Source organism: Acidicapsa dinghuensis, assembly GCF_025685685.1.
Classification (GTDB): Bacteria; Acidobacteriota; Terriglobia; order Terriglobales; family Acidobacteriaceae; genus Acidicapsa; species Acidicapsa dinghuensis.
The window spans coordinates 113,351-137,166 of record NZ_JAGSYH010000004.1 but is presented as its reverse complement, the minus strand read 5'-3'; the positions used below and the strand labels follow the sequence as shown (position 1 = coordinate 137,166).

The window sequence follows — 23,816 nt, the reverse complement described above, 5'->3', positions numbered from 1 at the left end:
TTATCGCGCGGTCAGGGCTCCGGTAATCAAACCGTTTATTCCACCGGTCGCGGCTGTTCTGCGTTTCACAAGAACGTTGTCGTGCGCAATACGGCCTGCCTCCTGACGCAACTCCGCCGCAAGCATCTTCTGCATGTACGCCTGGCAGCGGAGATTGGCGACCTGCGCCTGGGCGGTCAGGAACGGATTCGAACCGGGTGTGCTCACAGCAACCTGGTTTTCCATTTGATTGGCGGTTTGGAGAATGACATCCGCGCCCTGATCGGCGATCAAGGTTGTTTTGAGATTCTCCTGCCCCAGCGCGTCGTCCACGTCCATCATCACGCGGTCTTGTGGCGAAGCGGTGTTTAGCCGCGGGATAGCGCCGTAATTCGAAGTGAAGCTCGTTTGCAGTGCGGGAATCTCTGTCGACAGGCGGCTATGCAGGATGCTTTCGAACTGTTGCGGCCCCGGAGTCACGGCGCTTGTGAACGGCGTATTGAACACCTGATTCATCTGACCGCGATAAGTGTTGATCGAATTTGCAACGAAGCCTCGGGCCTGGTTGATTGCCGCCAGCGGCGCAACCGTTGTCTGATAGAGCTTCTGCATCTGTTGGGCAATCTGGTTGATGGTCTTGAGCGAGCTGCCGATGTCGTTTTGAATCGAGCTGAAGATCGCGTCGAACACGCTAAGGAATTGCCCTTGAGCGAGCTTGGGCAGGGCAAAGCACGTCTCGATCACCAGTACAACAATGAGCGCTCTCCTCTTCCAGCGAATCTTCGCACCCCGCTTTCGGCCGCATCCTTGGTCGTCCTTATACGGCTCCCCATTCAGGAGTAGCTTCATCTCGGGTTGGGTATTCTCAATCACTGGCTCATCGCCTCCTGCATCTCTCCGGAAAGCTCCACCGGCAAGGGCGCCAGACCTGCCAGCCCCCGCGGATATTGCGCGGCAAGTTCTTCGTAGACCTGTATCAAAGGCAGTGACTGATGCTGGTGCAACCACCATTTGCGAAACGCTCGTTCACGTGCGTATGTCGTAGTGATCCAATAGTCCACGGGGCTCGGAACAATCCGGATCGCGTGTGTCGAGTCCGCCTTTTCGCCGATTGCAATCAGGAACTCTGCGCTATGACCCTTCTTCGGGTGAGCGAAGGTTTTGATTTGATTCAGCGCCGTCTCGTTCAAGTGGACATGCTCGCGCAGAGCAGTCATATCGCCAGGCTGTTTGCCGATGATCTTTGTGGTCGCATTCTTCACAATTCCGGCACCGTGCTCATTGGGCTTGTCAGGCGTACCAACAAAATCTTCGGGAGTCTGGCTTATCCCCCAGACGCTGGCATTGCGTTTGCGGGCTGTGCGGAAGAGTTGCACGACAACGCCCGAGAGAATCGGCGATTCGAGGAGCGCCCAACACTCGTCGAGCAGGACGATGCTGGGTTGTCCACTCATCCCTGATGCACGATAGGTGGCTGTATGCGCAATCAAAAGGCTCATGGCCCGTTCGAGACGCGGATCGTCCTTAAGCTTCTCGACATTGAAATAGAGCCAGGGATTGTTCAATTCGATCGTTGTCGGCCTGTCGAAGAGTCGCGCATAAGGTCCCTCGTCAACCCAAGCCCGCAGCTTAGTCGAAGCCATCTGCGCCATCGCGTTGATCTTCTGATTGCGATCCCGATCCTGCCAGTGGGCCAGTTCCGCGGCCAGATCTCCGAAGAGCGGAATGGGGTTTGAGGTCTTCGCGCTGCACCTCTTGTACGTTGAGGTGATGGCTTCAAGCAGAACGCTGTCTAGTAGGTCGATGTCGAGGTCGGGCGGCGTATTCTCGCCTAGCATGTGCCGGGTCAGGTTCTTGAGAAACGAAATCTGGTCATTCGATGGCCGGTCGTCTCCTCTGGGAAGATCCCAGGGATTGATGGTCTGATCGCTGTCGAGCGACATCTCGATCATCTCTCCCCCCATTAGCTCCACCAATGGTTGATAGGAGTCGCCCCGCTCGAGGATGGAGATGAGCGGGTTCGCGCGGGCTGCCATCAGCAGCATTTGCTGAGCGGCAAGAGTCTTTCCGCCTCCACTCTTTGCCATTAGCAGGCCGTTGGCATCGGAAAGATCTGGATCGAACATCGAGAACGGAATGAGTTGGCGATAGGGCGTCTCAAAAAGAATGAGCGGGCTCCTCCGAGTCCCTGTCCAGGGCATCTCTATAGGGACAAGATCGGCTGCGTTGGAGGTAAGCATGTCCTGGTCACGCTTGTCTGCCTCGGCCATGCCCGGCAACGTCCCCAGAAAGATTCGCCGCTTGGCAATCGTCTCAGCTACAGCCTTCGCGCCATTCATGTGAGTGAAGCCGTTCAAAACCTCCTGAGTTCGGTTGGCAAGTTCTCGCTCAGACCGTTCGAGATCGTGCTGTGTGATTGCCGGTTGCGAGGTACGCACTACGACCGAAAGACTCAGTTTTGCTGTCTTGAGGGAGGAGGAGATAATGTCACGCTGCACTTGGATCAGCTGCGCTTGGGCTACCTCGGCCTCTGGATTCGATTTGAAGTTTCCATTGGCATCCTTCTGCGCGGCTGTCATCTTCTGGAGGCGCTTTTTGTAGCTCTTGAGGACCTTCACTTGGTCAGGGATTACGACCTGCCCACTGACCACTACGGGGAAGCCAAGTGTCGAAAAGTTCTGCAACATCCCCGGAAGAGTCGCATCGGGAAGTTCCTTCAGGCTGACGACGGCGTAGAGATAGCCATCGATGTTGAGGTAGGTTTCGGTCTCGTTGAGGATGCTCGCCTCGACCGCCTGGGACCTCGCACTCCGATACTCGATCATCTCTTCCGGTGGCACATACATCCGCCGGTCGCGCCGGATTGGATGCTGCGCATGTTTCAGCTCGTCGAACAGTTCTTGCGTCGACAGTCTCCGGGGCCCGAGGTTGGCCGCCTCCATCGACCCCTCGATGCCCCGGAGGATGGATTCGTACTCGGCCAGGTAGGTCTCGTGCTCCTTCCGCGCACACTGGATGGCCTTGTTCTGACTTAACTTGAATCCACCAAGACTGCGATTCTGTTGAGTCGAGTGATAAAGCTTCGCATGAATGCGCGGGTCCCAGATCAAGTACACATGCAGCCGATTCTCGAAGAAGAAGCCGCTGTTTTCCTTCTGTCGCCACATCCGAAGGCGATGCGCATCGAGGGCCATCACTTCCGATTGATCAGTGCGCTGTTCGTGGATGTAGTTGCTCAGAAGCTCTCCGAGATGCTCAGAAATCTCGTACCGGAACTGGACCCGCATGCTGACATCGGGAACACTGCGAAACAGCGCCTCAAGCATCGACTTGTTCTGATTGCGATCACCGTCCGTCGCAAAGTACGCGAGAATACCTCGCAATTCGTAACCTGCAGCGAAAGCTCCATTGGTGCGGACCATGATGTTGTCTCCGAAGGGGAGATCGCGTAGTGGCAGCAGCTCGCACACCGCTGGTACTTTGAGCTTTCTATCGTGTTCTGCTTGCGTCACCGGCATAGTTGAGGTCTCCCTCCAGAGTTTCATCCACTTCGATCCGCAATTGCTGCTCCACAATCCGTGCGAGTGGAGCGATCTCCTCATGAAAGCGTGCTGCGAAGATGACGCACGCGAACGTGACGCGTGCCGCTTCCGCGTCGAGAACAGCGACGACCATCCCGCTCCTCTGCGTTGTGATCGATGCCTGCATCCTCATTCCTCCTCTTCGACCACGTAAGGTTGCGTCAGTTCTGAATCTCGTTCAAGTGCGCACCAGGCCTTCGGAGCGAAGAAAGAACGTACTAGGTCAGTGAGATATCCGCGCGGCCTCCCATACTTGAACAAAATCAGGAACGGCACGGCCAAGGCCGGCACGATGAACTCCATGAAGACGTTCAGTGGGATTCCAAACACATGTGCATTGCCATTCACGAAGTGAGCAAGGAGGTTCATCACTGCCGCCAATGCGAGCACTAGAATCAGGTCCTCGAACTCGAGGCCAAGGAACGTCACCTTGGTGTGGAGATTGCGGTGAACTGGCGTCATATCGAGACTCATGACATTACCCGCCGATTCCGTGCGCTTGTGTCACCATCGACTCGGCCAGGCGCATCATTCCCGAAACCATCAGCGCGCCGATCGCTGCGACAAACTTTCTAATCCAGGTCGAACCCGGGTAGATCTCTGAGACCACTCCGGCCATGTGCATTGCCATCGCTGCCAATTGTGTAAGCGCGAACATTGGCAGGATCACGTTGGCGGTCCAATTCACCAGACTCATCGTGGCCATCCAAAATGCGTCGGCGTTCGTTGCTCCCGCGTGTTGCACGAACCCCTCTAGCGCTCGTAATATCCCCGAACACAACAGCGAAGCGAAGCCTCCGTACAAGAGCTGCTCGAAGGGGCCATTCTTGCTGTAGCGATACACAGCTCCCGCAAAGAACAGGCCCGCCATCGTGGGCATCATGGTGTTGCCGGCCCAGGATGCAAGGTTCGTGATGGCTCCATCGAGACTCATACCGTGCTCCTCACGCCGCCATCGCTCGAAACAGCGACAGAAGGCCACTCACACTTAAGAAAGAGATCGCGACGAAGACGAGTCTGCTCCAGGGCCTGTGCCGCACGAGATTGATGACCGCTCCCACGCAAGCAAGGCCCGCCGCACCTGGCAAGATCTGACCAGCGATGTAGTTCCATAGGGATGCGAGCATGTCTGTCATCGCGTACTGGCTCCCTGAGTTCCATCCCTGAAAGAGTTGCATCGTCGCCGAGAGCGACATCAGGAAAAGAGCAGCGACGATCGAGCCGAGCGGGTTCTCGCCTGAGGCCCCGTCGAGCGTTGCCTTCAGTACGAAGTACGCCGCAAGGATTGGGACCAACTTCGCGACCACGATCTGATTCACGAAGTTCTTGAATACCGTCTCCATGCTTGCCAGCCAACTCGTGCCTACCGATCCGCTCGCAGAGGGAATGTTGATGCCCTGAGCTGCAACCCATGACAAAAGTTGAGGAAGTGTCAGAAGAACGATGGTCCACAGGATCCACTTGCCGGCCCGGCCGTTTACGTGGAAGTTGATCCCGCCTTCATGTCGCAAGCTCACTCCCGCGGCGGCCAGCGTGCAGAATGCCGCCGGCACCGCGAGATCGAGCAGCAATTGGAGAAGGTCGAGGAGGAACTGTGGCGTCTGCATCGTTCTCCGCCTTTACTACTGAATGCCTTGCGCTTGAGTGATGAACCCCTCCGCCATACGTCCGAGACCAGAGATCACCATGAGTGCGACGCCGCTCACACCCCAACCCATGTAGCCGCGCCCGGATTTGAAGTGCCACCCCGCGATGCCGAGGCATGCAACTGCAATCACTGGAGCAATTACATTGCAACCCCAGTTCACGATGTTGAGGACAGTACCTTCTACGGTTGTCGCCTGCTGACCTTGCACAGCCTGTCCGAATTGTGGAGAGGTTCCGAGGTTCTGCGCTCTCGCCGCGAAGGGCGCGAGCAGATTGCCGGCCAGGATCAAACTCAGGCCCATCTTGATGGCGACGTGAATCCAATTGATCTGGTCGGGGCGATGAAGAACGTGTGCGGAGGTGGAAGCGAACACTTCGGAGCGCCGCCAGAAGGCCAGTGCTGTTTTCATAGGTTTTCTCTCCTGGACCCGGCTGCTCTCTCGGCATCCGTGTCGAGCCAGAGAATGGGGCGGATCAGAATTTCGGTCAAATGATCTCGGCTGGACCGGGATGGGCCGCCGTTTCTATCTACAATCACATGAGTACGTTCGGCGGATCGAGAGATGCGGCTCAAAGTTCCCGCCCGCCTGTGCGTTGGATCGATATGAAGAAATCGAGCTAAAATCTCAGTCGAGGAGCCCGGTGTCGCAAGCTGTCGCCAGCTCATGGACAACGGCATGGGATCCGTTTCGCAGCTGAATTCGTATCAATGCGACCAATGCGGTACCGCGAACATCGTGGCTGCGCCCGTCCTCTACCAACAGGGAACACACACCTATTCGACTAGGTTCCATTCGGGGACGACCCAATCTTTCTCTGCGCAGGCGGTTTCACCGCCACGTCCACGGGGTTACCTCCGGCCTTTTCTTGTCTGGGGACCGGCAATCGCCTTTTTCACGCTTTGGACTCTCATTGGGTTCGACTCAATCCTGGAGCTCCACAGGATTACCGCCTTCAAGACGGAGTTAGCGTTTGGGTTCCTGGCCTCCTGCGTCATTTCCTTTGCCGGAATGGTCTTTAACCTTCGCAGAGTCGCACGTTACAACCTTGAGGTTTATCCCCGCTTACGTTGGAACTGGGAGCACACCTATATCTGTAGGCGTTGCGGACGGTTCCGCTTGATTCCTTCTTAGCGGAGAGACCTAGCTTGATTTATCTGGGAGCAATCGGCCTTACCATCAGGCCTCTGAATCTCTCCGTTTGATCATTGCTTGTGTTCATACCGGCTCTGTTCGGGAACAACAATGACCCAAGTCGCACCGTGGGTCATTCGGAAGGACATTTGCTCAATACGGAACTGGGTAATCGGGAACAACAATGCCTCAAATCGCACAAAGGGTAATCGAGGCCTGACATTTCTTCGATTGATCTTTGGGTCAGTCGCAGTTGTCAACGAGCGCATTGGCGATTTATCACTCGCCGGCAAAACTGTCTCTGACTGACTTCCGAGAAGCGCGTTTTGTATGAGCAGGTCACAGATGTCAATATTTTTCCTTATCAGGGTCTTTGCTTTTACTGTTGTCGTTGCGGTTGTGGTTGCTCTCGACCGGGTTTGTATTCGCACTCTGATGAGCTGATCGTGATGTAAGCTCGGTGCCAGTTGGGGTTCGAGAGGAGAGTCGATGCTGCCATTTCTCGGACGGTCTTGGGAGACCAAAACGCGCACGCAGTCATCGGAACGCGGTATCGACGCAACGGGTGAACAGGATCATCTTCAGGCAGCCTGTTGGTAGAACGGGATGTACGGTTCCTGTGTAGTCCAGAGGTGATGGAGCAAGACGGCAAGCTTGCGGGCGACCGCCACGACGGACTTGTTCTTCGCCTGCTTACCGCCTCTGGCAGCCAGGTGCAGGCCCCACTGTCGAAGTGCTGAGTCTCGTCCGTGTGGTCGCAGGATATGGTTGGCGCACTCGATCAGCAGGCTTCGAAGATAAGCGTTGCCAGCCTTGGTGATGCCGAGCTGCGGGTCGCGTTCGCCCGACTGGCTGCGTTTTGGTCGAAGCCCAAGGTAGCAGCCTACATCTCGGCTTCGATGGAATCGCGTCTTATCCCCGAGCGTCAGAACGAACGTGAGAGCGGTGATGTGGCCGACTCCATGAATCGTCATCATGGACTGTGTCTCGGTGTACTCCGTCTGGGTCATCCGCTGGATCTCCCGGTCATACTGCTTGATCTTGAGGGTCATCTCTGCGATCTGAGCGAGAATCGGGCCGAGTGCCAGCTTCAGCCCTGGCGGCATCGCAGCCTGGCCTCGTTGCGCGAAGCACTTCGTGGAAGAAGCCGGCATGCGGTGCCCACAAGCCTTCGTCAGCCCGCGGACCGCGTTCACTGCTGCTGTGCGTAGTCGAACGAGAAGCTCCCGTGCACGGATCAAGGTGAGAGCTTCTTGCTGCTCGACCGTGCGATGGGAAATCGGACGAAGAATCTCTGGATCGAGACGCGCGTAACGAGCCAGCTTCTCGGCATCCACATCGTCGCTCTTGCGGTCGCTGTGCGAAATGGCTCGCAACTCGCGAACGTTAGCCACAATTACTTCGTGGCCAAGCGCCTGCAGCTGCTCGCTGATCCAGATCGAATGAACTCCGGCCTCCATCGCCACGCGTGTCGAAGGCAGGTCCTTAAACCACTTCTCGATCGCCTTCGCTTTGGTTCGGAAACGGCCTCGATCGATGACTTCGCCGTCCTGGTTGAGGGTGCAGTAATGGCTCCAGATATCGCCAAGATCTATACCAATCGTTAGTCCAACCCTGGGATGCCTGCGTGGAACTTCCGCGATGAGGTCTTGCGCTGGCTTCTTCATGGGATACAGTCTGCTCCTCCCAGAGTGACCTGCTCATCCCATTTCTCGTTACCAAGATGCTGTTACCGCTTCTGAGACCCTTCGTATCTTACCTTTCCCGTCAGCTTTTCTATAGCATCCGTCTGATAGCGGCTCAGACGCGTCTCTGTTCCATCTTTCATCACGACCAGGTGACCGCCACGGAACCATGTCTGCACTTCCCGGACGAAATCCAGGTTGACGATCATCGAACGATGAATGCGCACGAAGCGCGCAGGGTCGAGCTTCTTTTCCAGTGACTGCAGCGTTTCTCGAATTTCGTAGCATTCTCCGCGAGAGTGAATCGCCGCATAATTTCCCATGGCGTTAATCCGTTCGATGGATGCGACAGCCACCAACCGGATTCGGCCATTCCTGTTTGCAGGTATCCGCTCAAGATATCGTTGTGGCATTTCACGTTCACGAAGCGTCTTAAGCAAGAAATCCAGCGCTTCAGGAGACACAGAACCGCCGCTCCGATCTCGAACCCTCTTCAACGCCTGTGCCAGCCGTTCCGCCGTAAAGGGCTTTAACAAGTAATCAAGGGCATTCAAGTCAAGGGCTTCCAGTGCATGGCTGTCATGCGCCGTTACGAAGACGATGGAGCCGGTGAACTTTCGAAATAGCTTCCCTGCGACGTCGATACCATTCGGACCGGGCATGCGGATGTCAAGGAAGATGAGATTCGGCTGCAGTGTCTCGATCGCCTCCAATGCGGTGTCCCCGTCGCCACATTCAGCGACGATACTCACGTCGTCGTGACCGCGTAGCATGCGGACGAGGGCGCGTCGTGCGAGCGGCTCGTCGTCTGCAATCAGAGCGCGTATCAAGCGGAAGTCTCCATGGGCATCGTGACCGTAACGCAAACGCCCTTCGGGACGAGAGGCGCAAGGCTCACACATGCCTGATCTCCATACATCTGCTGAAGCCGTGCCCGCGTGTTCTTCAACCCGACGCCATTTCCGGACGGCTGCGAGAGCGGGTCGAGTTCGCTAGCCGTATTCTTCACCTGTAACAGTAACTGCTCTCCGTGGCGCTGAGCAGTCACCTCGATAACGTCACTGCCTTTGTGTCGGCCGATGCCATGATGGATCGCATTTTCAACCAGAGGTTGCAGGATGAGGCTCGGGACCGGAAAAGACTGAACATCCTCAGCGATCGCAAAGTGCACTTCCAGACGTGATTGAAAGCGATGCTTCTGGATCTCAATGTAGTAGCGAAGGAACGTGATCTCCTGCTCCAACGGCACCTGCATACTGCGCATGTCATCGAGCGCCACGCGTAAAAGTTCACTCAGCCGCTGTAATACATTTTCGGCGGCAGCGGGATCTTCATGGATAAGTACTGTAGCCGCCTGCAATGAGTTGAATAGAAAATGCGGATGAAGCTGCATTTTCAGCATCTGCAGTTCGGCCGTGCTTACGCGCGACTCCAGCTCGGCCTCGCGCAACTGGCGCAAGCGTGCCTCGCGTCGCGCATTCTGATATGCGCTCAAAATGAACAGGACCGCGGTGATCTGGAGTTCCCCGAACATTTCCTTTTCTCGCAGGAGACTCACAGTGTCGAGAAATGATTGGTGCTGGTCAGGCTTGTAGAACCATCCGAGAAGTGTCATGAATACTGGGCGAACCACGACAACTGCCGCAGCAAAGGAGGGGTACTGTAGGATCCGCTGCGGAATATGCCCTTCTCTAAAGGGATAATGACGCGCAAACGCGAACAGAAAAGGCGTAATGATAGCCCAACTGTAAACGTTGGCCGATGTCCAGACAAAGTAGTGGGCGATCGGCAGGTAGTTGGCGCTGTCTCGATCCGCACTGTACGTCTCCCAACCTAGGATGAACCCAGCGGCCGTCCAACAGAGCAGGGCGACGGCGAACGATCGCAAGAATGAGACTTTCTCTTCCATAAGAAATTCTTCCCAATTTCGATAATGCCTCAAAGATCGGAGCAACAGCTATCTGGCTGTTTCGATTCATCCCCGCCTATTGCGATTCGTCCTCAGTGTTTGCCGCTCTTCAAAAATGCGCTGGGATTTTTCGATTGTGCTCCTAGGCTGTCCGTGTGTCACCAAGGAGGCCTTTATGAAGGACGCGTTTACATTACTACTCGCACTCAGCTTTATGTTTTCACCAGGCGGAGCGACGCAGGAGGCGTCGCACCCAGACAAACCGAAACTTGTTCATTTGGTGGTGATCAACATGTCCGGTTTTTCTCGAGTGCTCCATCATAAGGACGACAGTATCCCGCTTCCGGTCGCGACCCGAGTACCGATACAGATACAGGCGGGAGAACGGATACAGATTACAAGCGAAACAAACAACAGAGTGAAAATGACTATCGCCGTAAAGAACTCTGATGAGGGACACGTACTTCCGATTCGGTAAGGGGATGTTTCAAGAGCGCTCCATTCGGAATCATCGACACCAATAAGCAGGCCTATGCTGACTGATTCTGCTCTCGATGAGCGAGAACAGGCCGAATCGCTCATCCAGCCGAACTTCCCAACCAATTTCGAGAATCGGCAGGCGGCGGCCCCGATTTCGTGCTCAATCTCGTTCTGGATTGAACAGCCCGATTGCTGCTGGCCTGTCATCGGGGCCAAGCTTTGCTCAATCGCGAAGTAGGTCACCGGGACCAACATTTACCCAATTTCGCATTGGGGCATCGGGAGCAAAGATTGCCCACTTGCGTAGTGGGTCACACGGATCGACTTTGCTCCGCACGTGAAGTGCGTTCAGGGCAAGGGCGCATTCTCAGAGACAAGCCGCAAGAACAGATGGGCCGCAAGGCAACTCGCCACTTGAATATGATGGCCAAATACAAGAACGCCCCGGCACTGGGCCAGGGCGCAGAAGAGAGTCGTGCGGCGAATGGGCGAGCTACTGAACCATTGGGCTGACCTTGTGAAGCTCGGAAGGCGTCAGTTCGTGTTTGGTAAACACGACGTAGATCTTTGTATCGGCCGGCACAGAAACAACCACGCGGCTGTTGGCGTTGAGGCTCATCACCTCCGAGTCTCCGGCCGTGCCGATATTCTCGGCAAGCCGCTCACGAAGCATGTCGTCTTCAGAAAATGCTGCGCTGGTGTTGTTCCCGGCAACTTCGGCAAGAACCGAGCCGAGACCCGATGCCGCCCGCACCAGGAAGTTCTTACCCGTGTTCTTGCCGTACACGCTTCCTTTGATGGGTCCGAGGTCCAGCCCAGTGCCGACTGCGTCGATCTTCTCCCGGGCTCCATCGAGAAGTTCGATCTCGTCGAACTTCACGCTCACCAGTCCGCTTCGGTCGGCCTGCTGGAGCTGACCGTACACGCGTGCGCCCGCAGGGACGATAATTCTGTCGCCGATCGCGTAGGTGTATTCGACTACGGCTACGACAGGGGCCAGCACAGCGCTCGATATCTGCGTCTCAAGCTTCGCCTGAATGCGCGTACCCGGTGTCAGTTCCAAGCGAGGAGTACCATCCTCGCCGGTATTGAGCTTCTGTGCAGCCAACGCCGGGCTTTGCGCCACACTTCGCACAAAGACCAGAGACGGCTCCTTGAGGGTGTTCTGTTGCGCTTGTGGCGTTTCTGCGTTGGGAGTTCCGCCATACGGCGCCGGATCTTCCCACTTCTGTTGCGTGTCTGCGAAAGAGGGCACATTTCCCAGTGAGCTGGCAACAGCAGGCTTGCCGGCAAACGGCTTCAAACCTGAGCTATTGTCCAGTGTTCGTGTCCGACGAATATCCCCTGGACCGAGCTGCCCACTGCTGTTGTCCGGCGCTGGCGTGTGCACAGTATCCATGAGGGGTGTCACACTCCCTTTGGATGGCGGCGACTGCTCTTGTTTGACCTGCAGTGAAGGCTGCTTGACTGCCGCGAGTTTCTTGGGTGACTTGCCAACGATTGCCGCGAAAACAAAGAAGAGAACCGCAGCCGCAAGTCCGCCTCCAAGGAGTATCAGTTTGCCCTTGCTGATTCCTTCAGATCCCTTGATGGCGGTGCGCGTTGCAAACCGGGTGACGGTTTCCGCTTTCTCCGCACCATCGACAGGCTCGGGCGCGCGAATCCGTCCTTGCGAAACCGCCGGCTCTGGCGATTCTGCGACAGGAGCAGCGTTTATGCTCCCGTTTCCATTCCTGTTGTTCTCATTGGCGTTCATAACCTTGGGCTCCCTTCTACTTGCCATCGCCGGATATGGGTGGAGTGAACGGAAGATGGATCAAGATCGGATGATCCACCTGATCCGCTTGGGCAATCTGCAGAAACAGCTTTTCGGTCGATTCCTTGAAGTTCGGCCGATCAAAGACGACTACGCCATCGGCGCGTTCTCCCGGCTCAAGGCGCGTTGTACTCAACCTGTAGTCCCGGATTTCCAGTTGGTTCGAGATAATGCCTTTCCCCTCCTTCTTTTTCTTCTTGGTGGCCTTGCGACCTGTGATCTGAATTTGCGGAGGGACAATCTCGATAGGCTCATTCGAGTTGTTCAGGATGGAGTACGAGATCATGGTCCGATTGCTCAACTGCCGCATATCGCCAATCGATGTCTCGATTTGCTTGTCCTCCCACTTCGTCCACTTCGGAGCGTTCACGCTCTCCTGTAGCTTGAACACCTCGTCCAGGCTCGACAGCGGCGCCGAACGCAAATCGGTGGTCCCGCTACTCACGCCAAGCTCTATTTCTTTGGTAGGGGCGCTCCGCATTGCCAGGGATTCAGAATCGGCGGATATGAGAAAGCTCCGCGCCGTTCTGTATTCGATCAGGAAATCTACCGGCTGCGTTGGGTTCGGCGCACTCGCACCATCGCTGATCAGTTCAAGCGTCACATGCTGCCCTGATTTGGTTGCGATGAGGAGGTTCGACTGCACAGGCTCTTTGACGATCGGCTTGACGTAGACATACTCGGGCTCGCCTTCGTTATGTTCTGCCTTGAACTCACCCGGACTGCCGAGAATTACGGATGTGATTTCTTCCGGCATGCGGATAGTCGATTCAAACTCTGGCCTGAGATGAAGGACCGTGACTTCCCTCGGATTGATCGTGACCGTGGCGACACGCGCACCAACTCGTGCGTCACTCGCGCTGAGACGAAGCGGAAGCAGGACTGCGACAGGGATGAGCCAGCGAAGTTTCATGGGGTTGACCTCCTCGACGGCCTTGCGGCCTGATACCTGCGAAGCATGTACTGCCTTTGCACCGCTTGCACGTAGGCAACAACATCCGGGTTGCGATAATCCAGTTGGTTTCGTGCAATATTGCGCTCGCCGGCGTAATAGGCCGCGGCGACTAGGCGCAGATCCCCGTGGAACTCCCACATCAACGCCGTCACGTAGCGGGTGCCCGCGGCAATGTTCTGTTCCACATCGAATGGCTGAAAAGCGCCAAATCGCTTCGCGGTTGCTGGCATCAGTTGCATCAGTCCCATCGCCCCCTTGGCGGAGACCGCCCTCGGGTTCCAACGCGATTCGACGTCGATGAACGCTGCGATCAACTCAGGTGGCACACGATAGTGCGCAGCATACTGCCTTACGATCCGCACTGCTCGTGCAGGATCCGTCTGTCCAAAGGCGAGACTCGGAAATACCAGTAGCAGGAGCACGCACCGAGTCATGACGCTGTTCCTCCCCGGAGTGCGAGATTCTGCGCGAACCTGGCTCCGTCGTCGAGTAGGCTCTTGAACCCCTCCCGCAACAGGAGATGCCGACGGTCCTTCTCGGTCTTCGCCAAAAAAGGAAGCAGCACATCGCGGTGCTCCGCCGTTACGTGGTCGGTCCCGAGGAGTTGCAGCGCGTTGGCGAAGTCGATCATCTCTGACACCGACGGCGGCTTCTCGAGCGAGTAATTCCTGAAGGAAAGTGCAATCCCCGCCATCTCACGGTGAAACTCCTCATTGGCCTGCGGGGTACGGCTGGCGATGATCCCGGCTTCACGCTCCGGTGTCGGATGCTCGACGCGGACATAGAGACTGCGTCTCCGGATCGGATCGCCCAGCCTGCGTTCCTCATTGCTGGTAAGCACAACGAAGGGAATGGTCCTGGCTTGGACCGTACCGAACTCAGGAATCGAGAGCTGCCAGGCAGAGAGGATTTCTAACAACATTGCTTCAAACCCGTCGTCAACCTTGTCCAACTCGTCAATCAGCAGCACGCACGGCCGGTCGCATTCGAGCGCACGCATCAGTGGGCCAGGTCGAAAGAAGTCCCGCCCTTTGAGGTTCGCTTGGACGGTCTGCCAGTCATCGTGCTCGCCTTTTGAGAACTCCATGTAAAGTCGCTGCAGGCTCTCGTCGAACCTGCCGATCGCTTTGTCCTCGGTTACACCGCGGTAACACTGGAGCCGCTCGACGTGTGTGCCTGCCGCCGCTGCCACTGAAACGGCGAGTTGCGTTTTCCCACTGCCGGCTGGCCCTTCGAGCAGAAGCGGCTTCTGAAGCTTGGCGGCGAGAAAGATGACCTGGATCATGACCCGGTCAATGAAGTACCCGGTCGCAGCGAGCTCGCGGGATAACTGTTCAATCGAATCAAACATTGGAGTGCTCCCTGAGATTCGAAGGTGGCGAGGACAGTGTTTCCGGTTGCCCTTCTCGCTCCCGTCATTCGTCCGACCGTGCCGCTGCAGCATGAGGCGAATCCGGAAATGAGTCAAATCTATCTCGTGCCCAATTGAAACTTTCGACCCCGGGGCGCGAGCCGTGGGTTTCTGCGAAGGCTTCAGGAGAGTCCCTGCAATCGCTGGTGCACCCGCTGAGCAATTCGTTCAGGAATCCTCAAAGACGTGTAGCCCCTTTTCACCCTGGTAGCCTGACGGGTAATCTTGATGACTCCCGGCTCCCGGCTGAACAGCCGTCGAATGGTGTTCTCACTGAAGAACCAGAGCTTAGAAAGCTCGGAAACGCTGTAATGGCGTTCCAAAGCCGTTGGGGCGAAGCCATTCTGCGATCGTTCGGGAGTTATCGGAACATTCATCTGCTGTTGTGTGGATTCCATGAATCACCTCTCAGAATCAGGATTTGCGCCGCATAGGGAACACCGCCCGATGCGCCTGAACGGATCACGAGCTGTAAGCTTCAGCGGCTCAGATTTAGCGTGGGTCTCGCATTCGGTCAAACAGCGTTTACGCTTCAACGGCCCAGCGGCGTGAAAGAAGGGAATCGACCGACGTAAAATGGTGCTCCATGATGAAGCCGAGCGGCGAACGGAACTGCGTCAATTCAAATGCTTCACGCGAAGCGAAGTTGTCTGCGTCCGCTTCATTCGCCGCTACCGAATCCGAGTCGATCGGCGATTCCCGGGAGAATATCGCACGCAAAGAAATGGTCAGAAGGCTTCGTCAGGAACGGGTAAGCCCTGATTTCATTTACGCCTTCGAGAAGACAGGCAACCTAGTCACCAACGAAAATCGGGATCTGTGGACCTCCAAAGCGTTCCGGGAATGGAATCGGGCACTTCGTGAGTAGAGAAGGAGCGTGGAGAGCGACAGTAAAAACATTGATCTCTGCTTTACCTTGCTCCAGGACACCGGACGCACAGACCTCGCGTAGAAGAAACGTTTTGCGGCATCCGAATTTGCGATCGCTGTGCTCTGCGCGCACGATCAGGGACTCAGTTCCTTCGCTGTCGAAGAACTCTTCTCGGAGGCCTCGCTGGATTACGTCTTGCGGCACCGGCTTAGCCCGGAGACTGCCACCGACCCTACAGACCATGAGCACTTTGACGGAATTGATATCGGGGCGATTCCAATGCTGTTGCGATTCCAATGCTGTTGTATGAGATCTGTGAAACTCTGCCCGACCGGGGGTGGAGCACCACGATCGAGAAGCGGATTGCGAGGATCGAAGCCGCTCGAGCAGAGCCGAGCACGTGGCTTGGCAAATTGCCTGATTTGCTCGACGAGGAGGAGTCAGAAGAAATTCTGACGATCGATGACCTCCAGAGTGCAATCTCCCATTGCGCACTTGAAGGCGTCATACCAGATCAAATCGAGTCGATGTTGCTTCGCTTCTGGATTCGTATGTCGGTGGTGAACGGGCACGCAGGGAAGTGGTTTTTCAAATATTGGACAAGAATTGGGATGAAGTACATGCCAGGGTCCAAGTGCACATTGGCCGATATTCCGGCCTGCAACTCCAATAACGACTAGCCAGTTCCTGTTTTCTTTCGCGTGTGAATCAGTTGCAGACCTGCGCGCTTCTTGTCCGAAGCCGAAGACGCAGACGGACTGTTCTCTGGACCGCGCCCCGTGTGCTGACCCAGTTTCCATGCGTTACGGACGCTTTCCTGCAGTTGGACCTGCCTGGCCTTCACGAACGGGGAATAGCTCTTCTCGGTGATCTTCACAGAAGCATGGCCAAGCAACAGCGAGACCTGATCGATGGGGACACCCGCGAGCAGCATCTCGACCGCGAAGGTGTCGCGGAACATGTGCGGGTGGCAGCGCTTGATCTCGCCGTCCGCGGTTCTGATATCAGTCAGCTTGAAAAGACGACGATAGCTTCTCTGCCAATTGGCGACCGCGCTCTTGGGATCCCCATTGCCGCTCCAGAAGAAGTAGCGGAGATTGGGTTTCGGACCGGCCGGCAGATTCTCGAGAGCTTCGACGACGAAGGGAGGGAGGGGAACATACACCGGTGTCCCGGTCTTTGCCTGATAGAGGAGAAGGCTGTCGCCGTGAAGGCGATGCCGTTCGAGGGTAATCGCGTCGCGGATGCGCAACCCGCTCCAGCGCATTAACAGCGTCATCGTGCGGAGCCGTGTGCGATTCGAATCGGTATCGATAAACCCGCCCCGATTGTCACACACGCGGTAGGTGGCGTCGATGATGCGTTCGAATTCGTCCGGCGGGAAGTAGTCCGTGGGAATTTGGACAACCTTGATCTTGCCCAATCCGAGAGCCGGGTTTTCCTGAAGATACCGGCGGCGCACACAGGTCCAGAAGAAACCGATCAATCGGCTCTGTTTCTTCTGTTTTGCCAGGGCGGCATCACTCCAGGAGCTGCGAAAGTTCAGGAGAGCGTCAAGATCGATCTCATCGAGGTAGGCAAACCCCTGCGATTGCGTCCAGGAGAGAAACTGCTTTCGGAAGATCGTCGTCAGTTTGGTGTGCGTGGCCGGCGCGACGCCGCGACTCGTTGCATCGGCCAGGTAGGCCTCGACGGCCTTCTCTACCGTAACCCTTGGCTTGTGGGGTCGCTCGGAATTTGAGCTGTCACGATGCGGAACCGGCGCGTTGACGGATAGATCCAGTGTTGCGGCCGGACGAGTCGCCGGTAGCAATCCCTCGCTTAGTTGCCGTCGAAGTTCCTCGGCCTCCTCCCAGCGAGGGGTCTTGGCGCTCTGGCGAAGGAACTGGCCGTTGAGCGATCCCCAGATCCACTTGGGGCAGCTACAACGGCGCCACGTTTTGTCGCCGGCGTTCTTACAGTCTGGATGGTGGCGGGTATAGACGGAAAGCATGAGCACCCCGACTTCAGCGAGATTCTGCTCGAATCGCCAAATTGGGGCAAACTCTGGAGCGCGACTGTACAGTGACTGTACAGTTTGGCCTGAGTTTTTCCGTCTGAATTTACAAGCTGCTGAAAATAAGCAGCTTAGATATGGTGGAGGCGGCGGGAGTCGAACCCGCGTCCGAAATTGTAGTCAGCAGAGAGACTCCATGCTCAGTCCTATTCCGAAGTTTCGCTCCCCGCGCTTAGAACGGACAAGAAACGCTGGAAACTAGTCCGATGATCTTATTGCCGACACACGGACCGAGCGCCGGCAACCAGCCTGCTGTGCGACGTCCGCTCTCAGCCCACAGGCGAAGCTGAGGAAGACGGCTGCTTAGTTAATTAAGCAGCAAGTGCCAGATTGTTGTTGGCAATTGTTGTTTTGCAGGCGATTACGGGTGCCCACACCCCGGCATGCCTCTCTTCTGCTATCAATCCCGTCGAAACCGTGACGCCCCCATTGGATGGAGCGGAATGAAGTCAATCATTCCGCTGGACCTTCGCTACCTTCATTGTACGCCGAATCGGATGATGACGCAGAAGCGCCTGAAAAGGGAAATCGGTCGCGACTACTGATTTTCGAGCTGAATCGATTCGTATTCGTGACGGGCGATTGCCGCACGAATCTGTGCAGGCGTTTTACCCAGCTTGGTCTGCTGGTAGGCGAAGAAGCCCTCCGCTGCGCAGGTGGAACATTCCGCTCCATGCAAACCTTCGAAACAGCTGCGCAAACTGGTATGGCCGAGTGCGCGATCACAGCGGCAGTTACACGGCAGCTGGTAGAGCACGGACGAAACCTTCGCAGCATCCTGATAAACATGAACCTGCCAGGGATATCGGAAGTTCGGCCCCGTCAGTTTTGCTCCGCTCAGGATCGGAGGAAGCGCTGAAACCTTCAGTGGAGCCGATGGGTGATAGGCGGGGATGTCATCGGCGGGATTTGTCCATTGCGCGTAGCTGATTGCTGCGGCCGCAGCCAGAAGGATACCCAGTCCTGCACGACCCCATCGTCCCATTCCCATACCGCACCTCGCAGGTTAGACCTGACATTATGTTATTCGATAGTGGCAGTTCTACGGCTACGGAGCGGCAATAGGCTGTTGTCCGAGGATCTCATTGTGAGAGATATGGTGAAACGAAAGAGATGGATGTAATTGGCAAGACAGGGTTGTTTCTCGTGAACGATGTCAAATCAAAAAAAGACGGCACGAACGTTTCGCTGTTCGTGCCGGGAGGCCAGTGACGCAACTTACTTGCAAACTGAAGCGGGAGACTCTTACCGCTTCAGTTTGCAATATCTACACGATACTATAGATTCCGGAGAAAGCAAATACCAAAATCAAAATATCTGGGATCGATGGGGTCAGTTTTGAACAAAAATCTCGGCGGATTCAAACGTTGAGAGAAGAGAAGGGTAAAGATTGGCAGGAAGGTTTGGCGCATTGATAAGTAATAGCAAAAATAAGGATTTAAGCCAGAGCGAAGCCTCTGTAAAGCCCATGGCCAGAGCTCTGGGATTAGGCCTGATCTCATTAGCCTCGGCTGTGGCAGGCGGCTTGACGGTCGCTTGGTGGCATCGAAAAACTCTTTCCAAGCTCCAAAATCCCATAGGCTCGCAGCCGGCCCTGCACCCCGAACCTGAGAATGATGGCAGGGATATCTGATCTGGCCAAGGCGAGTTCAGGCTCTGGAAGGATTAGGGCTAGACAAGGCGATCAATCTCGGACGCGAGTAGGAAGTCCTTTTCGGTGATTCCGCCTGCATCATGGGTCGATAGAACCAGCGTCACTTTGTTGTATCGAATATCTATGTCGGGATGATGGCCAGCCGACTCCGCGGCTTCGGCGACACGATTCACAAATGTCATGGCTGCCACGAAGTCCGGAAAAGAGAGGGTCCGGGTGATGGCTCCATCCTGCAACTTCCATGCGGGAGTCGCAGAAAGCCGCTGGGTAAGATCGGAGTGGAAAAGCGCTGACATTTGTGACCTCCAGAATGAAATCGGTTGGGTCTAGTCAGCCCCAGCCGCAGCCTGTGCAGTGTTTGTCGGGGTAAATGAAGGAGTCTGGCCCGTGATTTCGGTTCGGAGTTCAATCCACAACTCATTTGGAATCTTCAGAAATACTTCGACAATGGTTGGATCGAATTGTGTTCCTGAGCAGCGAAGAATCTCCAGGCGAGCTACATCGAAGCTCTTTGCGCCGCGATAGGGCCTGTCGCTGGTGATCGCGTCGAGAGTATCGGCGATAGCGAATATCCTGGCGCCGATTGGAATGTCGTTCCCACGCAGGCCGCGAGGATATCCACTGCCGTCAAAATGCTCTTGATGGGCATAGACGATCTCGGAGGCTTCTGCGAGGAAGGGGATTTTTCGCAGGATGTTATAGCCTCGCTCGCAGTGCTCCCGCATCAGGGTTTGCTCCGCGAGTGTCAGCTTGCCCGGCTTCCGCAGTATTGCGTCGGGAATGGCCATCTTACCGATATCGTGCAGGAAGGCTCCGCGGGCAATCACCTTGATCTGGTCCGATCCGATGCCCATAGCCCTAGCCAGCGCAATGGTATAGGCCGTGACCCGTTTGGAGTGGCCTTCGGTTTCCGAGTCCTTTAGATCGAGCGCATCGCCGAGTGCCTCGAGTGTGATGTCATACGATCGTTCCAGGTCTTCAATGGCCTGATGCAACAGCTCTGTGCGCGCATGCACGATCTGCTCGAGGTTTTGCTGGTAGCTTTCGTTCTCACGCAGCGTTTTGCGATGATCCAATGCTCTGCGAACAGCGGCGATTAACTGGTTGCGTTCGAAGGGTTTGAGCAGATAATCGTAAGCCCCTTTGCGCATCGCCGATATCGCTACTGTAACGTCCTGAATGGCAGTGACGACAATAACAGGGGTCTGCGGGTGGTTGATATGCAACCGCTCAATCAGACCTAATCCATTGCCATCACGCATGACCATGTCGGTCAGTACAAGATCAAAGTGCTGCCGGTCTATGTAATCCAGAGCTTCTGAAGCAGTTCCAGAAAGAACGGTCTGAAAGTTTTGACGCTCAAGGGTCGCTGACAGCATGGAGCGCACGTGCGGCTCGTCATCTACGATCAGTATTCGTGCCGGCGACCCCATAGTGACTCCTTCAAACGCACCGGTTACCTGGTGAGACCTATTATGACTGACTTGTGCACTTTAGTAAGTGCAGAATAGACTGCCAATCCAAAAATTTACGGCTACAGAAGATGATCTAAGCACGATTTCGGTTATCAAATATTGCAACAAAGCTACATGATCAGGATGAGGGAACTACTGAAAAAGTTGACGTAAGCATAAATTTCTAGCCGTCTAACAACTTTGATTGCGTCTTGCCCGTCGTGCCGCCGCCCACCCCTCCTTAGTCACCTGGCGGCTGCGGCCGACCGCCAAAGCGTCTGCCGGAACCTCTTTTGTAATACAGGATCCGGCCCCAATGTAGGCTCCATTCCCGATGGCAATGGGCGCAACCAGTGTTGAGTCGCTGCCAACAAAAACGCCTTCTCCGATCTCGGTTGTATGTTTGTTGACTCCGTCGTAATTACAGGTGATGACACCTGCGCCAATATTCGATCCCGCACCGACGATCGCGTCGCCTAGATAGGTCAGGTGGCTTGCCTTTGCGCCCTTGCCTACTTTGGCCTTTTTCGTTTCGACGAAGTTGCCGATATGCGCTTCCTCGCCGATCTCGCTCCCAGGTCGAAGATGAGCAAAAGGCCCTATTTTCGCGTCATTGCCCACGGTTGAATCTGTGATGATGCAACTCTGCCGGATAAGCACGTTATCGGCTATGGAGGAATTTTCTACGACGGTTCCAGAACGGATCAGGCAATCCGAGCCAATTCGGGTTTTGCCGAGAAGCTGCACATGAGGCTCAATGACAGTGTCCGGTCCGGCCTCGACGTCTGCGTCGATCCAACAGCTTTCAGGACGAAAGATAGTGACCCCTGCGGCCATGAGCCGTTCGGCAGTTTTGGTGCGGAGTGTAGCGTCAAGAGCAACGAGTTCTGCGATCGTATTGGCTCCTAAGACTTCTTCCGCGCTCGGAGCGGCGACTGCGACGACTCGTTCGCCAGCTTCCACCAGCAATTTCGCCATATCTGTGAGGTAGTATTCCTGTTGCCGGTTTTCGGCTTTGAGTTCGTCCAGATGCGCCAGCAGGGGCGTCACGCCGAAGGCATAAATGCCAGTATTGATTTCTGCGATCGGCTCCTGCTGCGAGGACAGCGACTTCTGCTCCACGATGGCTTCAACCTCAACAGAATTCGCCGGCGTTGTCTCGGAAGCTTTTCGGACGATACGGCCGTATCCGAACGGATTATCCGGTAGCGCGGTCAGAATCGTCATGGCCGCTGATTCCCGCAGATGAAAGTCTCGTAGTCGCTCGATTGTCGCTGTCTCGATCAGTGGCACATCGCCGGAGAGAACCAGAACCTGATCGTAAGCCGCGATGGCTTCTTTGGCGCACTGGATAGCATGACCGGTTCCGAGCTGCGCGGCCTGCAGAACAAACCTGACACCGGATGCAGCGACGGCGGCCTCCACGTGCTCTGCTTGGTGGCCAACGACAACGTACATGTCCGACGGATCGACAATTTTCGAGGCTGCCGCAATCACATGCGCCAGCAGTGGTTTGCCGCCGATCTCGTGCAGCACCTTGGGCCGTCTGGATTTCAATCGCGTGCCTTTGCCGGCTGCCATGATCACCACTGCTAAACTCACTCAGTTCCTCCATCGATGCTGGCATGCCAGCGACGCTATCATCATTGAAACTAAGCGGCTCTGCCCGGTGAGTCAATTCGCACATTCACAAGGGGAAGTTGTAGATTCCGGTTGCTGAAAGGGGCTGCCGGTGGCTCCTTGACCTGGAACGCAGCATTCCGTATGCTCGGGAGCGTTTCATCATGGCAGACGCCTCAGCATGAATGCACCTATGCAGAAGGGAAAGAAGGAAACTCATTGATGCATCGGATTTTTCAATCGCGGGCGTCAGGGGTATTCTGCTTTTCCCTTAGTTACCGGGTACCAGATGTCAGCAACTGTTTCGCGATTATCGCTGCCGCACTTCTGTTCATGTGCGCTTCTGCCCGAGCCGTTAGCCAGGAGCCGCCCGGTCTGCTTGAAACCGGCCACATTGCGGCGGCTGGTAAACAAGTACCATATAGAATCCATCGTTTACCGGTGAATGCCTTCCCGGATCTGCCGGATGTCATTGCGAGCGCGTTGACGTCTCGCGGATGTCTCATTCCGCAAACTTATGGAGCGCATGGTCCTGAAAATGTAATCCACGGCAGTTTTGAACGAGCGGGTGTGGCAGATTGGGCTGTTCTATGCTCATCCCATGGCAAGGTTTCCCTGCTGGCGTTCCTTGCCGGTGGCTCACCCTCGGAGCCCGCGGTACTGGAAGTAGCCGCTGAGACCAGTCGCTTGCAGCGGGACGAAGCGACCGGAGAGTTGGGTTTCGATTGGGGAATTGATACCGCGACGCCTAAACAGATACGTGACGGCGAGGCTGGTATGACGAAACGGCCGTCTGCTCCCGAGCATGATTGTATTGCTGATTCCGTTTTGGACCGCGCACCGACCTACCGTTGTTTGCAGGCAGGTAAGTGGGTTGCATTCAGCACCCAGTGAGCCTTGGAAGAGGGTCAGACGTAGAGGTGGAAAGCAAAACGGCGGCAGGAGATCATCCCGTCGCCGTTAGTGATGCTTTCAGGAAAAAGGGAAAATTACGCCTTCTTCGCCGAAGCGCCGGAGAGAGCAAGTGTCTTCAGGCGCGCATTGAGGCGGCTCTTGTAACGCGAAACGGTGTTTTTGTGCAGCACACCCTTCTGCACGCTCTTATCAAGAGCCGAAACGGTGGCGCGGAACTGTGTCTGGGCCGCGGCCACATCACCCTTGACCAGAGCTTCGCGCATCAGGCGCAGGCTGCCACGAACACGGGTACGGTTGGCGCGGTTCACTTCCGTCTTGGCGACGGTCTGGCGGCTGCGCTTGAGCGACGAAACATGATTAGCCATCGAAACAATCCTTCTCTTGCCCCGCTTCTCGGGGGAATCTCATTTGCCCTTTGTGAAGGGATATTCAGAACCCCGCGCGTGAATCTCAAAGCGGGGATGAGCCGGGTGTAAAACCGCAGCTCTCGCAATTACTTAGTCTACGCGAAGCTGTGTTTGGGGTCAATTCGCCAATTCCTTAGGCTGAGCCGAAATGGGTGCGGTCGGTATGCAGGCACGAGCTCGATGAATGAGGGGAGTGTGCCTGCGAAGAGAGGGAGTTTCTCGTCAAGAAGTGACTTCTCGAAA

The 23,816-nt window shown here is 55.9% G+C and carries 22 protein-coding genes and 1 other RNA gene; 1 reads left to right on the top strand and 22 read right to left on the bottom strand.

What is annotated here, in order from left to right:
- The 21 genes from OHL22_RS11600 to glmU all read right to left on the bottom strand — a co-directional run bounded on the left by OHL22_RS11600 (position 1) and on the right by glmU (position 22,233).
- Positions 1-852: a hypothetical protein gene (locus OHL22_RS11600; RefSeq protein WP_263337221.1), complete on the bottom strand. Its 852-nt coding sequence runs from the start codon at positions 850-852 to the stop codon at positions 1-3.
- Positions 849-3,497 carry a TraG/VirB4 family ATPase gene (locus OHL22_RS11595; protein ID WP_263337219.1) on the bottom strand — a complete coding sequence of 883 codons (2,649 nt, stop codon included), beginning with the start codon at positions 3,495-3,497 and terminating at the stop codon, positions 849-851. The genes OHL22_RS11600 and OHL22_RS11595 overlap by 4 nt, the downstream gene beginning before the upstream one ends.
- On the bottom strand, positions 3,469-3,687 hold the full coding sequence (locus OHL22_RS11590; RefSeq protein ID WP_263337217.1) for a hypothetical protein: 219 nt from the start codon (positions 3,685-3,687) through the stop codon (positions 3,469-3,471). Before OHL22_RS11590 ends, OHL22_RS11595 begins: the two co-directional genes overlap by 29 nt.
- A gap of 2 nt (positions 3,688-3,689) precedes the next feature.
- Positions 3,690-4,022 (bottom strand): hypothetical protein, encoded by a 333-nt coding sequence (locus OHL22_RS11585; protein ID WP_263337214.1) that lies wholly within the window; start codon positions 4,020-4,022, stop codon positions 3,690-3,692.
- Positions 4,023-4,038: 16 nt separating this feature from the next.
- Positions 4,039-4,494 (bottom strand): hypothetical protein, encoded by a 456-nt coding sequence (locus tag OHL22_RS11580; RefSeq protein WP_263337210.1) that lies wholly within the window; start codon positions 4,492-4,494, stop codon positions 4,039-4,041.
- Between the two features lie 10 nt (positions 4,495-4,504).
- The gene (locus tag OHL22_RS11575) at positions 4,505-5,167 is read right to left on the bottom strand and encodes a hypothetical protein (RefSeq protein ID WP_263337208.1); all 663 of its coding nucleotides are present in this window, start codon (positions 5,165-5,167) and stop codon (positions 4,505-4,507) included.
- 15 nt (positions 5,168-5,182) lie between these two features.
- A complete protein-coding gene (locus OHL22_RS11570; RefSeq protein WP_263337205.1) occupies positions 5,183-5,617 on the bottom strand; it encodes a hypothetical protein in 435 nt (144 codons plus the stop codon).
- Between the two features lie 1,304 nt (positions 5,618-6,921).
- Positions 6,922-8,007: an IS110 family RNA-guided transposase gene (locus OHL22_RS11565; protein WP_263337203.1), complete on the bottom strand. Its 1,086-nt coding sequence runs from the start codon at positions 8,005-8,007 to the stop codon at positions 6,922-6,924.
- Positions 8,008-8,069: 62 nt separating this feature from the next.
- Complete coding sequence (locus OHL22_RS11560; RefSeq protein WP_263337201.1) at positions 8,070-8,855, bottom strand: LytR/AlgR family response regulator transcription factor; 786 nt, start codon at positions 8,853-8,855, stop codon at positions 8,070-8,072.
- The gene (locus OHL22_RS11555) at positions 8,852-9,913 is read right to left on the bottom strand and encodes a sensor histidine kinase (protein WP_263337199.1); all 1,062 of its coding nucleotides are present in this window, start codon (positions 9,911-9,913) and stop codon (positions 8,852-8,854) included. Before OHL22_RS11555 ends, OHL22_RS11560 begins: the two co-directional genes overlap by 4 nt.
- Positions 9,914-10,907: 994 nt before the next feature.
- Positions 10,908-12,170 carry a TrbI/VirB10 family protein gene (locus OHL22_RS11550; RefSeq protein WP_263337197.1) on the bottom strand — a complete coding sequence of 421 codons (1,263 nt, stop codon included), beginning with the start codon at positions 12,168-12,170 and terminating at the stop codon, positions 10,908-10,910.
- A 16-nt stretch (positions 12,171-12,186) separates the two neighbouring features.
- Complete coding sequence (locus OHL22_RS11545) at positions 12,187-13,143, bottom strand: hypothetical protein (RefSeq protein ID WP_263337193.1); 957 nt, start codon at positions 13,141-13,143, stop codon at positions 12,187-12,189.
- Entirely contained in the window at positions 13,140-13,619 is a 480-nt protein-coding gene (locus tag OHL22_RS11540) for a lytic transglycosylase domain-containing protein (protein WP_263337190.1), read from the bottom strand. The genes OHL22_RS11545 and OHL22_RS11540 overlap by 4 nt, the downstream gene beginning before the upstream one ends.
- The gene (locus tag OHL22_RS11535) at positions 13,616-14,536 is read right to left on the bottom strand and encodes an AAA family ATPase (RefSeq protein ID WP_263337186.1); all 921 of its coding nucleotides are present in this window, start codon (positions 14,534-14,536) and stop codon (positions 13,616-13,618) included. Before OHL22_RS11535 ends, OHL22_RS11540 begins: the two co-directional genes overlap by 4 nt.
- 182 nt (positions 14,537-14,718) lie before the next feature.
- Positions 14,719-14,994, bottom strand: coding sequence for a hypothetical protein (locus OHL22_RS11530; protein WP_263337184.1), 276 nt, complete (start codon positions 14,992-14,994; stop codon positions 14,719-14,721).
- A gap of 1,149 nt (positions 14,995-16,143) precedes the next feature.
- Entirely contained in the window at positions 16,144-17,460 is a 1,317-nt protein-coding gene (locus OHL22_RS11525; RefSeq protein ID WP_263337181.1) for a tyrosine-type recombinase/integrase, read from the bottom strand.
- A gap of 141 nt (positions 17,461-17,601) precedes the next feature.
- Positions 17,602-17,951: a transfer-messenger RNA gene (gene ssrA / locus OHL22_RS11520) on the bottom strand.
- Positions 17,952-18,061: 110 nt separating this feature from the next.
- Positions 18,062-18,514 carry a PCYCGC domain-containing protein gene (locus OHL22_RS11515; RefSeq protein WP_263337178.1) on the bottom strand — a complete coding sequence of 151 codons (453 nt, stop codon included), beginning with the start codon at positions 18,512-18,514 and terminating at the stop codon, positions 18,062-18,064.
- Positions 18,515-19,194: 680 nt separating this feature from the next.
- Positions 19,195-19,473: a 4a-hydroxytetrahydrobiopterin dehydratase gene (locus OHL22_RS11510; protein WP_263337175.1), complete on the bottom strand. Its 279-nt coding sequence runs from the start codon at positions 19,471-19,473 to the stop codon at positions 19,195-19,197.
- Between the two features lie 30 nt (positions 19,474-19,503).
- Complete coding sequence (locus tag OHL22_RS11505) at positions 19,504-20,610, bottom strand: HD domain-containing phosphohydrolase (RefSeq protein ID WP_263337173.1); 1,107 nt, start codon at positions 20,608-20,610, stop codon at positions 19,504-19,506.
- A gap of 213 nt (positions 20,611-20,823) precedes the next feature.
- Complete coding sequence (gene glmU / locus OHL22_RS11500; RefSeq protein ID WP_263337171.1) at positions 20,824-22,233, bottom strand: bifunctional UDP-N-acetylglucosamine diphosphorylase/glucosamine-1-phosphate N-acetyltransferase GlmU; 1,410 nt, start codon at positions 22,231-22,233, stop codon at positions 20,824-20,826.
- A gap of 138 nt (positions 22,234-22,371) precedes the next feature.
- On the opposite strand from glmU, the gene OHL22_RS11495 reads away from it, so the two are divergent.
- A complete protein-coding gene (locus OHL22_RS11495; protein WP_263337169.1) occupies positions 22,372-23,145 on the top strand; it encodes a hypothetical protein in 774 nt (257 codons plus the stop codon).
- Positions 23,146-23,240: 95 nt separating this feature from the next.
- On the opposite strand, the gene rpsT is transcribed toward OHL22_RS11495, so the two are convergent.
- On the bottom strand, positions 23,241-23,531 hold the full coding sequence (gene rpsT / locus OHL22_RS11490; protein WP_263337167.1) for a 30S ribosomal protein S20: 291 nt from the start codon (positions 23,529-23,531) through the stop codon (positions 23,241-23,243).
- Positions 23,532-23,816 lie beyond the last annotated feature (285 nt).